At 41.5% G+C, this 15349-nt stretch carries 15 protein-coding genes; 11 read left to right on the top strand and 4 right to left on the bottom strand.

Features of this window, described 5'->3' with window-relative positions; translation table 11 throughout:
• The first annotated feature begins 203 nt into the window (after positions 1 to 203).
• From nirD to ACSU6B_RS10095, 6 genes are all read left to right on the top strand, one after another.
• Entirely contained in the window at positions 204 to 524 is a 321-nt protein-coding gene (gene nirD, locus ACSU6B_RS10120; protein ID WP_410884866.1) for a nitrite reductase small subunit NirD, read from the top strand.
• 27 nt (positions 525 to 551) lie between these two features.
• A complete protein-coding gene (cobA, locus tag ACSU6B_RS10115; protein ID WP_410884865.1) occupies positions 552 to 2000 on the top strand; it encodes a uroporphyrinogen-III C-methyltransferase in 1449 nt (482 codons plus the stop codon).
• Between the two features lie 3 nt (positions 2001 to 2003).
• Entirely contained in the window at positions 2004 to 2636 is a 633-nt protein-coding gene (locus ACSU6B_RS10110) for an NAD(P)-binding protein (protein ID WP_410884863.1), read from the top strand.
• Between the two features lie 188 nt (positions 2637 to 2824).
• On the top strand, positions 2825 to 4417 hold the full coding sequence (gene aceB, locus ACSU6B_RS10105; RefSeq protein ID WP_410884861.1) for a malate synthase A: 1593 nt from the start codon (positions 2825 to 2827) through the stop codon (positions 4415 to 4417).
• A gap of 49 nt (positions 4418 to 4466) precedes the next feature.
• On the top strand, positions 4467 to 5750 hold the full coding sequence (aceA, locus tag ACSU6B_RS10100) for an isocitrate lyase (protein ID WP_410884859.1): 1284 nt from the start codon (positions 4467 to 4469) through the stop codon (positions 5748 to 5750).
• 303 nt (positions 5751 to 6053) lie between these two features.
• A complete protein-coding gene (locus ACSU6B_RS10095; RefSeq protein WP_410884857.1) occupies positions 6054 to 6488 on the top strand; it encodes a YueI family protein in 435 nt (144 codons plus the stop codon).
• A gap of 199 nt (positions 6489 to 6687) precedes the next feature.
• Here the strand turns inward: ACSU6B_RS10095 and ACSU6B_RS10090 are convergent, their stop codons facing one another.
• Positions 6688 to 7140 carry an OsmC family protein gene (locus ACSU6B_RS10090; protein WP_410884855.1) on the bottom strand — a complete coding sequence of 151 codons (453 nt, stop codon included), beginning with the start codon at positions 7138 to 7140 and terminating at the stop codon, positions 6688 to 6690.
• 88 nt (positions 7141 to 7228) lie between these two features.
• Between ACSU6B_RS10090 and ACSU6B_RS10085 the strand changes: the two genes are divergently transcribed.
• The gene (locus tag ACSU6B_RS10085; RefSeq protein ID WP_410884853.1) at positions 7229 to 7723 is read left to right on the top strand and encodes a VanZ family protein; all 495 of its coding nucleotides are present in this window, start codon (positions 7229 to 7231) and stop codon (positions 7721 to 7723) included.
• A gap of 38 nt (positions 7724 to 7761) precedes the next feature.
• On the opposite strand, the gene ACSU6B_RS10080 is transcribed toward ACSU6B_RS10085, so the two are convergent.
• Entirely contained in the window at positions 7762 to 8418 is a 657-nt protein-coding gene (locus ACSU6B_RS10080) for a lysozyme family protein (RefSeq protein ID WP_410884851.1), read from the bottom strand.
• 236 nt (positions 8419 to 8654) lie between these two features.
• Here ACSU6B_RS10080 and gatC point away from each other — a divergent pair, with 236 nt between their 5' ends.
• The 3 genes from gatC to gatB are packed head-to-tail and all read left to right on the top strand — an operon-like array spanning position 8655 to position 11854.
• On the top strand, positions 8655 to 8954 hold the full coding sequence (gene gatC, locus ACSU6B_RS10075; RefSeq protein WP_088085175.1) for an Asp-tRNA(Asn)/Glu-tRNA(Gln) amidotransferase subunit GatC: 300 nt from the start codon (positions 8655 to 8657) through the stop codon (positions 8952 to 8954).
• A gap of 2 nt (positions 8955 to 8956) precedes the next feature.
• A complete protein-coding gene (gene gatA / locus ACSU6B_RS10070; RefSeq protein WP_410884848.1) occupies positions 8957 to 10414 on the top strand; it encodes an Asp-tRNA(Asn)/Glu-tRNA(Gln) amidotransferase subunit GatA in 1458 nt (485 codons plus the stop codon).
• Positions 10415 to 10426: 12 nt separating this feature from the next.
• Entirely contained in the window at positions 10427 to 11854 is a 1428-nt protein-coding gene (gene gatB, locus ACSU6B_RS10065) for an Asp-tRNA(Asn)/Glu-tRNA(Gln) amidotransferase subunit GatB (RefSeq protein WP_088085177.1), read from the top strand.
• Positions 11855 to 12544: 690 nt separating this feature from the next.
• Here the strand turns inward: gatB and ACSU6B_RS10060 are convergent.
• Complete coding sequence (locus ACSU6B_RS10060) at positions 12545 to 12976, bottom strand: VOC family protein (RefSeq protein WP_410884846.1); 432 nt, start codon at positions 12974 to 12976, stop codon at positions 12545 to 12547.
• 158 nt (positions 12977 to 13134) lie between these two features.
• Here ACSU6B_RS10060 and ACSU6B_RS10055 point away from each other — a divergent pair, with 158 nt between their 5' ends.
• Positions 13135 to 13674: a DUF1697 domain-containing protein gene (locus ACSU6B_RS10055; RefSeq protein ID WP_410884844.1), complete on the top strand. Its 540-nt coding sequence runs from the start codon at positions 13135 to 13137 to the stop codon at positions 13672 to 13674.
• A 39-nt stretch (positions 13675 to 13713) separates the two neighbouring features.
• Here ACSU6B_RS10055 and putP read toward each other — a convergent pair whose 3' ends face one another.
• Positions 13714 to 15192, bottom strand: a complete 1479-nt coding sequence (putP, locus tag ACSU6B_RS10050) for a sodium/proline symporter PutP (protein ID WP_410884842.1) — start codon at positions 15190 to 15192, stop codon at positions 13714 to 13716.
• Between the last annotated feature and the right edge of the window lie 157 nt (positions 15193 to 15349).

The following is a 15349-nucleotide window of genomic DNA, read 5'->3' as shown; positions in this document are numbered from 1 at the left end:
GGTAGCATGCATTTTTTGTGTGCTATTTTTTGTTGCCCAAATATACTATGACAATTATGTGAAAATGTTCACATATATTGTTTGGATAGTGACGTACTTCATAAATTTTATCGACGCTAGCATTTACAATTTTATTATAAAGAAAACCTTACTTATCTTAATAATAACGATTTAACATAATTAAGGCTGGGGAGTGATTCAATATGCTTCAAACAATAACAAGAATTCCAGTGGCAAACTATTCTAATTTAAGAGTTCGATCTGGGTATACGATTAAAATCGATAATAAAGAAATTGCCCTATTTAAATTAACAAGCGGAGAGGTTTATGCGATTGAAAACCGCAGTCCCCATCCAAAAGGAGGCGTCCTTTCAGAAGGCCTTGTCAGTAGCGAGTATGTATATTGCCCCGTTTATGATTGGAAAATATCCTTAAAAGATGGTAAAGTACAGTCACCGGATGTAGGTCAAGTACGGACATTTAAGGTTGAATTAGAGGACGATATCGTTTTTATTGTCAGATAAGAGCGAAATGGGAAGGATGGCTGCAGAATGATAAATGGGAAAGTATTTTTAGTAGGAGCAGGACCCGGAGATGTTCGTTTAATCACCGTAAAAGGACTGGAGGCTATAAAGCAAGCCGAAGTGATTTTATATGACCGGCTTGCCAATCCCAAACTTTTAGAGTTTGCTCCAGCGGATTGTGAACTGATTTATTGCGGAAAATTACCGAACCGCCATATTTTACGCCAAGGGAATATCAACGAGCTTTTGGTTGAGAAGGCTCTTGAAGGCAAGCGGGTTGTCCGTTTAAAAGGCGGAGACCCAGGCGTGTTTGGCAGAGTTGGCGAAGAAGCGTCATCCCTGGCCGAATATCAAATTCCATTTGAAATCGTTCCTGGCATTTCATCGGGGATTGCAGCCCCCCTTTATGCAGGAATTCCTGTTACCCACCGAGAGTATGCAGAGTCATTTGCAGTCGTTACTGCCCATGACAAATCGCAAGAGGGCAAACCAGTACTTGATTGGGAAGGACTGGCTCGTGGTGTTGATACTATTGCCTTTTACATGGGAGTCGGCAATTTACCGTTTATTTGCGAAAATCTCCTTAACTATGGCAAACCAGCGTCGACCCCGGTTATTTTGATTCAATGGGGTACATTTGGCCGCCAAAAAACATTGCAAGGGACACTTGCTGATATTTCCGAGAAGGTCTTGGAGGCAAAGTTTAGCAACCCATCGATTATTTTAGTAGGGAGTGTCATTTCTCTGCGTGAAAAAATCAGCTGGTTCGAGAAAATGCCGCTGTATGGACGGCAAATACTGCTTGCCCGGACGAGTGAGGGTCAAAGTGAATTAGCAAAGGAATTAATGGATCAAGGCGCCGATGTGATTGAATTTCCAAAATGGAAAAAGACGGCACAGCCTGTTGATCTGACAAAAGTAACTTCCTATGAAAAAATATTTTTTACTTCACCTGAAAGTGTAGATGAATTTTTCACAGCGGTGATGGAAAGTGGAATGGATATTCGAAAAATCCGTGCCGATTTCTTTGGCGCTTCAATTAAATCAATCAAAGCATTAAATAATCGTGGATTTATTGCTGCACATGCTGATGAATTGCATAAGACCGGAGCCTTGCTCATTGTTGGGGAAGATAGCATCTTGAAAAAAGAGTATGATCAGGCAGACATCATGGTGACTAGCAGAAAAGAAATAGATCACCAGTTCATGCCTCTTTTTAAAAGAATGTTAGATGAGGCTGACGTGAATACCATGGTATTCCCAAGTAGTGCGTCCGTTGAATCGTTTGTACAAGCGTTATGTGAATGTGACTTGAATGCGGTTGAACTGTTGCAAGGGTTGCATGTGGTTAGCATGGGAAAACAAACAGCAGCTGCGGTTGGAAAAGCCGGCTTTACGTCGCATGGAATGCCTGCCAGCGCAACGAAAGAAGCCTTGGTTGAATATTTAGCGGTCCGTCCTGTCGAGGAAGTGTAGAGGATGAATTCAGGCTATCCTGTAAACCTAAGGTTAGATGGTAAAACAGTTGTCATTGTTGGGGGCGGGAAAGTTGCCGAACGAAAGGTGACGGGACTGCTTGGTACGGGTGCAGAAATCGTAATCGTCAGCCCGGATGTAACGGATGAAATCCAAAGGCTTCATCGTGAGGGGAAAATTGTGTGGAAGCAAAAGTCTTTTTTTGCGAGCGACATAAAGGATGCATTCATGATTTTTGCTGCGACGAATATTCGAGAAATAAATCAGTTGATTAGAAGTTCAGCAGCACCCCATCAGCTTGTAACGATTGCAGACGATCCAGATCGCTCCAATTTCCACGTCCCAGCCCATGTTCAACGTGGCCTGTTGAGCATTGCCGTTTCAACAGGAGGTGCGAGTCCAACCCTCGCAAGCAAAATTCGGGGGCAGCTCGAGGAGCAGTTTGATGATTCTTACGAGGGCTACCTCGACTTTCTATCTTCAAAACGAAAATGGATTTTGAAGGAAGTGGAAAATGCTTCTTTGAAGAGGAAACTATTAAAAACCATTGTAAGTTCGGAGTTCTTAACTAGTGATAATCGGGAAGATGATTTTATTAGATTATATGAAACGCTTCTTAACGAAACGGGCCAATAATGACTACAAAAAAGGATGTCGATGACGTCCTTTTTTTTATGGACTTTTCCTTTTGAAAAATCAGAGGACAGGGAGTTTTTACCTATTTTTATAAAATTTTCTGAAAAGTAGTTCCATTTTTAAAATCAGTGTTATATAATACAAAACGTAGATAGTTACTGTATTATAACAAAGAGGTGATGTAGTTCATGTCGACGCAAACGACAGGTATTGAAGTGGTTGGGGCAATAAAAGCCCAGTACAATGAGATTTTAACACCAGAGGCATTAAATTTTATTGAAGAGCTAGAACGAAAATTTGGCGAAAGAAGAATTGAACTGTTACAGTACAGGCAAAAACGGCAAGCTGAAATTAATGATGGGAAATTGCCAGACTTCCTTCCTGAGACAAAACATATTCGGAATGATAATTGGACCATTGCTCCGCTGCCGGATGACCTGCAAGATCGCAGGGTAGAAATTACAGGCCCGACCGATCGAAAAATGGTCATCAACGCTTTAAACTCTGGTGCAAAGGTTTTTATGGCTGATTGTGAAGACGCCACTTCACCGACATGGGAAAACATCATCGAAGGACAAATCAACTTAAGAGATGCAGTAAATCGGACGATTTCCTTTGAAAATCCTAACGGTAAAAAATATGAACTACATGAAAAAACAGCTGTTTTGTTTGTTAGACCACGCGGCCTGCATTTAGAAGAAAAACATATTTTACTAGATGGCAAGTCTATTTCAGGAAGTTTCTTCGACTTTGGGATGTACTTTTTCCATAATGTGAACCAGTTACTTGAGAGGGGAACAGGTCCATATTTTTATCTGCCGAAGCTGGAAAGTCACCTGGAGGCAAGGCTTTGGAATGATGTATTTGTATTTGCGCAAGAGAAGCTTGGGATTCCGAATGGAACCATTAAAGCGACTGTCTTACTAGAAACCATCATGGGCGCATTTGAAATGAATGAGATTTTATTTGAGCTAAAGGAACACTCTGCAGGATTGAATTGTGGAAGATGGGATTATATCTTCAGTTACTTAAAAAAGCTGCGTAACCACAAGGATGTCATTTTACCGGATCGATCTCAGGTAACGATGACAGTACCATTCATGCGTTCGTATTCGTTACTAACGATTCAAACCTGTCACCGCCGCAAGGCACCGGCAATCGGAGGAATGGCAGCCCAAATTCCAATTCGAAATAATCCGGCTGCAAATGAGGAGGCTTTTGCAAAGGTTCGTGCCGATAAAGAGCGTGAAGCCCGTGATGGTCATGATGGAACATGGGTGGCACACCCAGGTCTTGTTCCGGTAGCCCTGGAAGTTTTCAACCGTGAAATGCCGATTGCAAACCAAATTCATACACTTAAGCAACAGAAAATCAGTGTGACTGCCCAAGATTTGCTTGAATCACCAGGTGGAACGATTACAGAAGAGGGCGTTCGTTTGAACATAAATGTTGGGATTCAATATGTGGCTTCCTGGCTAAAAGGCAATGGAGCCGCCCCTATTCACAACTTGATGGAGGACGCTGCAACTGCAGAAATTTCACGCGCCCAGCTGTGGCAGTGGATTCGTCACCCTAAAGGGATGCTGAACGACGGACGGAAAATCACTGTGGAAATGTATGAGCAATATAAGGTGGAGGAATTAGAAAAAATTAAACAGGAAATTGGGGCGCAGGCATTTGCAGGCGGCCGATTCGATGAAGCCGTTGAACTGTTTGACCGTTTGATCTTAAATGATGATTTTGCTGAATTTTTAACCCTGCCGGGATATGAGCTTATCTAGATTTTTTAAATAAAAAAATACTTAATAGATTAATAGGAGGAATATAAAAATGACAAATTCAAGAGTAGCACAATTACAAGAAAGCTGGGAAATGGATAGCCGTTGGAAAGGGATTACAAGACCATACACTGCCGAGGATGTTATCAAGCTACGCGGATCCATTGATATTGAGCATACGTTGGCTCGAAAAGGGTCTGAAAAGCTTTGGAAGCTATTAAATGAGGAAGACTATGTAAATGCCCTTGGTGCATTAACAGGAAATCAAGCAGTCCAGCAAGTTAAAGCAGGGTTAAAAGCGATCTACTTAAGCGGCTGGCAGGTAGCAGCTGATGCGAATCTGTCCGGACATATGTACCCTGACCAAAGCTTATACCCAGCAAATAGTGTACCAAGTGTTGTCAAAAGGATTAATCAAGCGCTTCAACGTGCAGACCAGATTACCCATTCAGAGGGCGACAACTCAATTGATTGGTTTGCTCCAATTATCGCTGATGCTGAAGCCGGTTTTGGCGGCCAATTAAACTGTTTCGAACTAATGAAAGGCATGATTGAAGCCGGTGCTTCAGGTGTCCACTTTGAAGATCAGCTTTCTTCCGAGAAAAAGTGTGGCCATTTAGGGGGTAAAGTATTGCTGCCAACCCAAACGGCGGTTCGCAACTTGATTGCCGCTCGTTTAGCTGCTGACGTTATGGGTGTTCCTACGTTACTAGTTGCTCGCACCGATGCCAACGCGGCTGATTTAATTACAAGTGATATCGATATGAATGATGCACCTTTTATTACTGGTGAACGTACTGGAGAAGGATTCTATCGTGTTAAGGCGGGGATTGACCAGGCGATTGCTCGCGGTCTAGCATATGCACCCTATGCAGATCTTGTTTGGTGTGAAACCTCTGAACCGAATCTCGAGGAAGCAAGACAATTTGCAGAAGCGATCCATGAGCAATTCCCAGGCAAGTTGCTCGCATACAACTGTTCGCCATCTTTCAACTGGAAAAAGAAATTGGATCAAGAAACAATTGCGAAATTCCAAGTCGAACTTGGAAAAATGGGCTACAAGTTCCAATTCGTTACTCTTGCTGGCTTCCACGCCCTAAACCATGGCATGTTCGAACTTGCTCGCGGCTATAAAGAGCGCGGCATGGCAGCTTACTCCGAATTGCAGCAAGCGGAATTCGACAGCGAGCAATACGGCTACACAGCCACACGTCACCAGCGTGAGGTTGGTACAGGTTACTTTGACCAAGTATCTATGGTCATTACCGGTGGAACATCATCAACAACCGCATTAAAAGGTTCGACTGAGGCAGAACAATTTACAGGAAAAAACTAGGTATCAGCAGGGCGCGAATCCTTCTCTCCTATTGGAGGGAGGGATTTTTTGATGGTGGGTATATAAATAAATTAGTGGTTTACTGGCGGATAAGGTGGGATTACTGTCCTATGGGATGGGTTACTGGCGGATAAGGTGAGTTTACTGTCGTATGGAATGAGTTTACCCTCAGATAAGGCAAGATTACTCTCGAATAACTAATTCCTTCAGCCCACAAACTTACTTCTCCAGCACTTTTTGGAACGGAACGTTTTTTAGGGTATTATCATAGATAATAATAGCCTTTATATGGAGTTGATTGAGTTGAAAAAGACAACCGTTGACGAGGTCTTACAGCAAGGTATCTATGGACCACTTGAAACAAAACCAGATGAGCGGCGGAAATTCTTAGGAACTTTGAGAGAGCGGATTGTGTTGGCTCTTACGAAAAGCCAAGTAGGAGAATCAACAGTATATCCCCAAGTGGAGCAGCATATGAAGAAAAAGCCCCAGTCCCATCTTTTCTTAAATGGAAACATGAACTACGAGGCCCTTTCCAAATATGTAAAGCTGGCCACAAAATATAAGATTGAACATACTATTGTGACCAATAAAGAGCACGACACGGAAATCGGCTTGGTGTTAGCTATGGATCATGCAATTGATAAGGAAGATATCTATATAACCAAGAAGGTACCTGCCCCGCTGCAGGAAGTTAAAAAGAGCAAGGGCTTTTTTTCAAAAATCTTTAAAAAATAAGCAGATGTGATTTCAGAGAACATACGCCTTTAACACCGGAAATCATCAAGCCTGAGCCCAAACCTGTCCATATGGGAGGTTCATAAGGACAAAAATCATCAAGCCAGAGCCCAACCTGTCCTTATGAGAAGATCATAAGGACAAATACCTCATGGAAAACCTTCAACTGTCTTTAAGACACTCTAAACTCCTCTGATTTTCACCCAACTGCCACTTCAACCGTTGCCTGAAGCTCTATTTCAACATTTCCCTGAATGGCGCGACTGATCATGCAAGAAGTCTCCGCTTTTTTTGCGAGTCTCTTAGCCATCGCCACTTCTTTTTCGGTTGCACCTGGTTTCAAGACTACATGTGGTCGGTGGATAATTTTTTTATATGTAAAAACCCCATTGGTGACATCCACAATTCCTTCAGACTCCATCATTAGAGTCTCCTTCTGCAAATGGCTACGTTCCATCATCGCTGCAAGTGTGATAATATAGCACGTCGCGGCAGCCCCAAGCAGCATCTCATCTGGATTAGTGCCGACACCCGGCCCATCCATTCCTGGTGGGATGGAGACCTTTGTTATTAAATTCCCTGTCTCAATCTCTCCAACATCATTCCGTAATCCCGGCCAGTTCGCCTTTAAATGAAAAATATGTTCAGCCATTCTAAATTCCTCCAATTTGAGTTTTGCTCCCACGTAATTTTGAAAATATGGTATGGTTATTTAGATATGTAAAAATGGAGCAGTGATAATGAAAATTATTTTTAAAATTACCCTTTTCCTAATTCTTTGTTTATATTTAGCGATTCTTTCAAAATTAATTTTGTTTAAATATATCCCGTTAACCGAGATTATTAATCATTTTAACTTTACCTATGATGAATACCACTGGCGGTCGAATAATTTCGTCCCCTTTAAAACCATTAAATTTTATCTGTTTTTAGCAGATATCAATCTAAGTATTCGAATTGAGAACTTAGCAGGGAATGTCATCGGTTTTATGCCGTTCGGATTTATCTTACCATTGCTGGCAAAAAAGTTTCAAAAAATCAGCGCTGTCACCTTTTCTACCTTTAGCTTAAGTCTAACGTTCGAACTGTTGCAGCTCGTATTTGAATTTGGCAGCTTTGATGTGGACGACTTAATTTTAAATACGGCTGGTGGAATTCTTGGTTATCTGCCTATTAAGTTCGTTTTTCTGATCACCCATTTGAAAAAGAAAAACATAAAAACAACGCAATTTTAGGTGGCAGTTTCAAGTAAACAAAAACCACCGATGAATCTTCAAAAAGATCCACTGGTGGTTTTTTCAGTGCCGTTTACTGGAACGGTATCTGCTAACAATTGGATATTATTCGTTACCTTTGTGCTATAGGTAAAATCACCATAACAGTATGGATAGCGGAAATTATCTTTATTGCCGCCACATGTATAAATGGTTGGCTTTTCTTTTACCCGCTGCAATGAGAATTCCTTCGCCAATGCTTCACTATGCTTTCCGCCGTGTTGCGCCACAAAGTCAATGTAACCAATTCCCATGTTGTAGGACTGGATAATAGTCTGAAAATCGACCTTTTTCTGATTCCCATAAGAAAGAACGCGCTGAAAATGTTTAACCCCAACCTGAATACTTTTTTTCGGATCTGTAATTGTATTTCTTGCCAAACCAGCCGATTCCGACGATTGCATAGGATCCCCGCCTTTGCCGCGGCTTTCCTGCTGCATTAAGGCTACTAGTACTGTCGTATGAGTTTCGAGATTATATTTCGCTAATTCATCATGTATTAAGGGACGATATTTTATTACATCAGCAAATGGATCAGATTTTTCAAGTTGAAGGGAACCTGGTTGTTGAAAATAATTTTGAAACATGGCCAATCCACAAAAAAGCATAAACAGCATCAAAAAGAGTTTAAATTTCTTCCGTCTTCGTTTTTTCATTCAGAAGCCCTCCCATCCATGACCATTATAAGGGAAGATGCCAAGAATGTCTGTGATGAACTTATCTGAAAAATATTTGCTTTATTAAGAGAAAAATAGAATTAAATTTTTAAAAGTTTGAACAAAAATTGATTTGCTTGCCAATACTGATAGTTGAATCATTGCGGTAATGCGGAAAAGTTTGGTATCATCATTAGTATTGATATGACAAGACAAATGGGATTGGGGGTTATGATATGTCACGAATTTCAAATGAGCAGGTTAAGCATGTAGCCAACTTGGCACGCTTGGCGATAACAGAGGAAGAAACAGAAAAGTTTACAAAGCAGCTGGATGCGATTATTACCTTTGCTGAGCAGTTAAATGAATTGGACACGGAAAATGTAGAACCTACATACCATGTGCTGGATATGAAAAATGTTTTACGTGAAGATAAATCCAAACAAGGATTGGCGCTTGAAGAGGTACTAAAAAATGCGCCGGAACATCAGGATGGACAGATTAAAGTACCATCGATTATGGGGAAGGAGGATTAATTTTGAGTTTATTTGATTATAAAGTTGCAGATCTACATGAGCTGCTACATAAAAAGGAACTAAATGTATCCGATCTTGTTGAAGAATCATACAAGAGAATCGGACAGGTCGAGGACAAAGTTCAGGCATTTTTAACATTAAATGAAGAGCGTGCCCGTCAATCAGCAAAAGCATTAGATGAGAAACTTAACACGGATGCGGCAAAAGGTTTGCTATTCGGGATGCCGATTGGCTTAAAAGATAACATGGTTACAAAAGGACTGCGGACAACCTGTGCGAGTAAAATTCTCGAAAACTTTGATCCAATTTATGATGCCACCGTCGTTCAGAAACTGCAGCAGGCAGAAACGGTAACGATTGGGAAGTTAAATATGGATGAATTTGCAATGGGGTCTTCAAACGAAAATTCCCATTATCAAACGACACGGAATCCATGGAATCTTGAGACGGTTCCAGGTGGTTCATCAGGCGGTTCAGCAGCATCTGTTGCAGCAGGTGAAGTCCTATTTTCCCTAGGTTCTGATACGGGCGGTTCAATCCGTCAGCCAGCTTCTTTTTGTGGTGTCGTCGGATTAAAGCCAACCTATGGTCGTGTTTCCCGCTTTGGCCTTGTAGCCTTTGCGTCATCACTTGATCAAATTGGACCGATTACAAGAACCGTTGAGGATAATGCCTACCTGCTTCAAGCGATATCCGGCCTGGATCCAATGGATTCAACCTCAGCAAATGTGGACGTACCCGACTTTGCTAGTGCCTTAACTGGTGACGTAAAGGGTCTTAGAATCGCAGTACCAAAAGAGTATCTTGGTGAAGGTGTCAGCGAATCCGTCCGCCAATCTGTCTTAAATGCATTAAAGGTGCTCGAGGGTCTTGGCGCCGTTTGGGAAGAAGTTTCCCTGCCGCACTCGAAGTATGCACTTGCCGCTTACTATTTGCTTTCGTCATCAGAAGCCTCAGCGAACCTCGCCCGTTTCGACGGAGTCCGTTACGGCTATCGTACAAAGGATGCGGAAACGTTAATTGATTTATACAAAAAAACACGAGCAGAAGGTTTCGGTGATGAAGTAAAGCGACGGATCATGCTTGGAACGTTTGCACTAAGCTCAGGTTACTATGATGCTTATTACAAAAAGGCACAGCAGGTTCGGACATTAATCAAGCAAGACTATGAGAATGTTTTTGCCAAGTATGATGTGATTATCGGCCCGACTACACCAACGCCGGCTTTTAAAATTGGTGAAAAAATCGAGGATCCGTTAACGATGTATGCTAATGATATTTTAACGATTCCTTTGAACCTTGCAGGCTTACCAGGAATTTCAGTTCCGTGTGGCTTTGATGGCGGGCTGCCGCTAGGCTTACAAATCATCGGCAAGTATTTTGATGAAGCAACAATTTATCGGACAGCACATGCATTTGAACAGGCAACAGACTATCATAAACAGAAACCTGGATTATAGGGGGTGAAGACCGTGGAATTTGAAACAGTGATTGGACTTGAAGTCCATGTTGAGTTAAAAACAGATTCAAAAATTTTCTCGGCGAGCCCCAATCATTTTGGAGCTGAACCGAATACAAATACAAGTGTGATTGACCTGGGCTACCCAGGAGTTTTACCTGTCCTTAATAAAAAGGCGGTAGAATTTGGGATAAAAGCTGCCATGGCCATTAATTGCGAGGTTGCTACCCATACAAAGTTTGACCGCAAAAACTACTTTTACCCGGATAATCCCAAGGCCTATCAGATTTCCCAGTTTGACAAGCCAATTGGGGAACATGGCTGGATTGATATCGAGGTAAATGGCTATACGAAGCGGATTGGGATTACGAGAATTCATTTGGAAGAAGATGCAGGAAAGCTGAACCATGGCAAAGGGTATTCTTTATGCGATTATAATCGTCAGGGCACTCCGCTTGTTGAAATCGTTTCTGAACCGGATATTCGCACTCCTGATGAGGCATATGCCTATCTTGAAAAATTAAAATCAATTATCCAATATACAGGCGTTTCCGATTGTAAAATGGAAGAGGGCTCACTTCGTTGTGACGCAAATATTTCGATTCGTCCCGTTGGACAAGAAGAATTCGGAACGAAAACAGAATTGAAAAACCTGAACTCATTCAATTTTGTCCGCAAAGGGCTTGAATACGAAGAGAAGCGTCAACGCGAAGTGGTGTCTGCTGGTGGAACGATTGATCAAGAAACACGCCGCTTTGATGAAGCCACTGGGGCAACCTTGCTGATGAGGGTCAAAGAAGGCTCCGATGATTATCGTTACTTCCCAGAGCCGGATTTAATGGACTTGTACATTGATGAGGACTGGAAAGCAAGAGTTCGTGCCGAAATCCCTGAACTGCCAGACCAGCGTCAAAAGCGTTATGTAGAGGAGCTTGGCTTACCCGTTTACGACGCGAAGGTGTTAACTGTAACCAAAGAAATGGCTGATTTCTTCGAGGAGACAGTTAATGGCGGTGCGGATGCGAAGCTTGCCTCGAATTGGATCATGGGGGATGTTTCCGCCTACTTGAATGCTGAGCAAAAAGAGCTTCATCAAGTAGCCTTAACACCGGAAGGTCTAGCAAGCATGATTAAGCTAATCGAAAACGGAACAATTTCTTCGAAAATCGCGAAAACCGTTTTTAAAGAGTTAATTGAAAATGGCGGCGATGCCGAGAAAATTGTGAAGGACAAGGGGCTTGTCCAGATTTCCGATGAGGGAACACTTCTTAAAATTATTTCTGAGGTGTTAGATGCGAATCCGCAATCGATTGAAGATTTTAAGAATGGGAAAAATAAAGCGGTGGGCTTCTTAGTTGGGCAGTTAATGAAAGCAACTAAGGGTCAGGCCAATCCGCAGATGGTCAATCAGTTATTGCAGCAAGAATTACAAAAACGTTAAACGAAGCTGGCAGAGTCTATTCTGCCAGTTTTTTTATGGTTTGCGTGTTTCGACATTCTTTTCTCCATTTCCCGGGAAAAAGTCCTTTTCTTAAAAGGGTTTATCCCGCAACTAATCAAACGTTTGGTTAGTAAGGAATGATCAGGTATCGTGTCGAAGCATAAGAGTTTCCCTAAGATAACCCTAATATCGACTCGTTTCTTATTTTATTAGAGATAAATTATCGCTCGGGTCGACAAAGGGTTTTCACAATAAGTGGCGGAAACCCTTTATTTATATGGCTTCCTATCTAACTAATCAAACGTTTGGTTAGTTTTTTTGAAGTGTGTAAATTCAACAACCTTTTTTCCGGATTTAGGAGTAAAAGGTTGAAAGGGAGGGCTATACAACCTATTTAATTAAACGTTTGATTAGTTTACTGTTGGTCGAAGGGTGTAAATTTATAGGGAAATAAGGTGAATGGAAGGCTTAGCTGTCCCAGTTATCGACAAACTACTTATATGATTCCCGAGAGAAACTTTGATTTACCGGGGCTGATACCCGTTTTAATCAAACGTTTGGTTAGTTCTATATTTGTGGGAAAATAGTCGAGGTATGGAAATGAACACAGGCTAGTATCCTTTTTGAAAAATAGGTAAATTCAAAATACAAAGAGAGTATCTAAAGCTTTCTTAGATACCCCCTTTGTATTTAAAAGTTTATCATCGCACCGCGGTCATCAAAAATGGCTGAGGGATTCCAAGCGACTTCCCAAAGGTTATTTTCGGGATCGGCAAAATAGGCTGTCCGTCCGCCCCAGAAGGCATCACTTGGTTCTCTCAGTATTTTTGCCCCTGCACTGCGAATGCTTTCAATCGTTGTGTCAACTTGTTCTGGCTGATCCACGTTAATTGCAAAGGTCACACCATGAAAGCCCCCAGGAGATTGTGTAAATTCAATGCCGGCATCCTTTGCTAACTCAGCAATCGGAAATAACGAAAGCAGGACCCCAGCCGTTTTAAAGACAGCGTATTGATCTGAGCTTAATTCTGTCTCCACCCATCCCAGAGCTTGATAAAATTTCCTAAGGACCGGTAAATCGTAGGCACCGATCGTAAGCAAACTAACTCTTTGTGGAACCATGATTAAATCCCTCCATATAAATTATTATGTATTACTGTTCTCCAAAAAATTTCTATTCTCCTCCCTAACTTACGGATAATAGATTTTCGTAGTTTAAATCAGCAAATAAATGGTAAGATTTAAACAAAGTGATGTTAAAAATAAAGCGAGGTGCACGGATGACCATTTATATTGCGCTGTTACGAGGAATTAATGTTGGCAAGCATCACCGGATCAAAATGGCAGATTTAAAAAGTCTATTAGAAACAATGGGCCTAACCAAGGTGAAAACATATATTCAAAGTGGAAATGTTTTATTCGAAGCAAAAGACGAGGCGGAACTACTTAGCCAACGATTAGAGGGTGAAATAAATAAGTCATTTGGTTTTCCAGTCCCTGTTATTTTAAGAACAGCTGAGGAATACGAACAGATTATCCGTGATTGCCCCTATTCTCTCGATTCGCTTAAGGAAGGCGAGAGTATCCAACTAGCCTTTTTGGCGGAGGAACCCTCCCAAGCGAAAACGGAAATTTTACGCAGCTTCGAAAGCGAGCCGGACGAATGTTTTATAAAAGGGGAAGAAGTCTACCTTTTTTTACGGCAGAGCATCCTAGATTCAAAACTAGCATCACAGCTCACGAAACTAGGTGTTCCAGCGACAGTACGTAACTGGAAGACTGTCATCAAACTATCGACGATGGTAGAAGCTTTGAAATAAAAAAGCGCTCGGATCGATTGGATCCGAGCGTTAATCATGTTATTCGTTTTTTAATAAACGAACGCTTTCATTAAATTCCTTTTCAATCGCATCATTTTTCTTATAAGTGATCAAGCTGACAACCACCGCTACAATTAGATTGAAGACAAAGCCTGGAACTATTTCATAAAGCGTGTCACCAAGTCCAACATTTTTCCAAACGATAACGGTAACAGCACCGACGATCATCCCGAAAAGGGCTCCCCAATTCGTAATTCTTTTCCAGAATAAACTTAGCAGGATAACAGGACCGAAAGAAGCGCCGAAGCCTGCCCATGCATAGGCAACAAGGTCTAAAATGGTGCTATTTTGCTTGAAAGCTAGTGCAGCAGCAATCACAGCAACAAGAAGAACCGCCATTCTTCCTAGGAAGACGAGTTGTTTATCCTTAGCATTTTTGTTCATTACCATTTTGTATAAATCTTCTACAAGCGCACTTGAAGTCACGATTAATTGGGAAGAAATCGTGCTCATAATCGCCGCAAGAATGGCAGCTAAAGCAAATCCGGCGAATAGAGGGTGGAATAAAATCTGGCTTAATTCAATAAATACCGCTTCCGGATTCTTTAATACATGCTCAGGATGATCATGGAAAAATGCAATCCCAATAAATCCTGTAAAAATTGTACCGATAAGTGAGATAATCATCCAGCCCATACCAATTCGACGAGCGCTTTTTGTTTCTTTGATCGTTTTGATTGCCATAAATCTTACAATAATATGCGGCTGTCCAAAGTAACCTAAGCCCCATGCCATAGCTGAAACAATACCTAAAAAGGTTGTCCCTTTTAATAAGTCAAGTCTAGTAGGATCAATCGCTCGAATCGTTTCAAACGTTTCAGCGGGGCCACCCGTGTGAAAGATTCCGATTGCAGGAACAAGTGCTAGGGCAATCAACATCATTAAACCTTGAATAAAGTCTGTATAACTTACAGCCAAGAACCCACCAAATAAGGTGTAGGCAACCACAACACCGCCAACAATCAAGAGCCCAGTATGGTAACTCGTGCCAAACGAGCTCTCAAAAAAGACAGCCCCAGAAACCATTCCGGAAGAAACATAGAAAGTAAAGAATATAAGAATAACAATACCTGAAACAATACGGAGTAGTTTGGTGTTGTCTTTAAAACGGTTTTCAAGATAGCTAGGAATCGTGATGGAATCGTTAGCAACTTGAGTATAAGAACGTAAGCGAGGTGCAACTAGCAACCAGTTAAGATAGGCTCCAATCGTTAAACCGACCGCGATCCACGCATCTGCCAAACCGGTTACATAAATTCCCCCAGGTAAGCCCATTAAGAGCCAGCCGCTCATATCAGCAGCCCCTGCACTTAAAGCGGTTACAGCAGGTCCTAAAGATCTTCCCCCAAGCATGTAATCCGTAAGATTGCTAGTCTTTCGATAAGAATACCAACCGATAAAGAGCATAGCGGCAATATAGATTCCAATCGAGAGTAGTTGTAGTGATTCGTTAGACATATATTTCCTCCCCTGTTTTGTTATCGTAGAAAATACTTTTAATAATATTTCCTATATAAAAAATATTCTATCAACTTTAAAACTCTATTACTAGTGTAAAAATATGTTTTTATAAAGTAGGGAAAAATACTTGTAGTATAACATTGGCGAATCTGCT

This window comes from Neobacillus sp. C211, assembly GCF_051842875.1.
Taxonomy (GTDB): Bacteria; Bacillota; Bacilli; order Bacillales; family Cytobacillaceae; genus Neobacillus.
This window is presented reverse-complemented; position numbering and strand designations above follow the sequence as displayed.

Coding starts and splice junctions, on each gene's coding strand:
- ACSU6B_RS10110 (WP_410884863.1), top strand. CDS start 2,004: ATGAATTCAGGCTATCCTGTAAACCTAAGGTTAGATGGTAAAACAGTT.
- ACSU6B_RS10060 (WP_410884846.1), bottom strand. CDS start 12,976: ATGGTTCCACAAAGAGTTAGTTTGCTTACGATCGGTGCCTACGATTTA.
- nirD (WP_410884866.1), top strand. CDS start 204: ATGCTTCAAACAATAACAAGAATTCCAGTGGCAAACTATTCTAATTTA.
- aceB (WP_410884861.1), top strand. CDS start 2,825: ATGTCGACGCAAACGACAGGTATTGAAGTGGTTGGGGCAATAAAAGCC.
- ACSU6B_RS10090 (WP_410884855.1), bottom strand. CDS start 7,140: ATGGCTGAACATATTTTTCATTTAAAGGCGAACTGGCCGGGATTACGG.
- aceA (WP_410884859.1), top strand. CDS start 4,467: ATGACAAATTCAAGAGTAGCACAATTACAAGAAAGCTGGGAAATGGAT.
- gatC (WP_088085175.1), top strand. CDS start 8,655: ATGTCACGAATTTCAAATGAGCAGGTTAAGCATGTAGCCAACTTGGCA.
- putP (WP_410884842.1), bottom strand. CDS start 15,192: ATGTCTAACGAATCACTACAACTACTCTCGATTGGAATCTATATTGCC.
- cobA (WP_410884865.1), top strand. CDS start 552: ATGATAAATGGGAAAGTATTTTTAGTAGGAGCAGGACCCGGAGATGTT.
- ACSU6B_RS10085 (WP_410884853.1), top strand. CDS start 7,229: ATGAAAATTATTTTTAAAATTACCCTTTTCCTAATTCTTTGTTTATAT.
- ACSU6B_RS10080 (WP_410884851.1), bottom strand. CDS start 8,418: ATGAAAAAACGAAGACGGAAGAAATTTAAACTCTTTTTGATGCTGTTT.
- ACSU6B_RS10055 (WP_410884844.1), top strand. CDS start 13,135: ATGACCATTTATATTGCGCTGTTACGAGGAATTAATGTTGGCAAGCAT.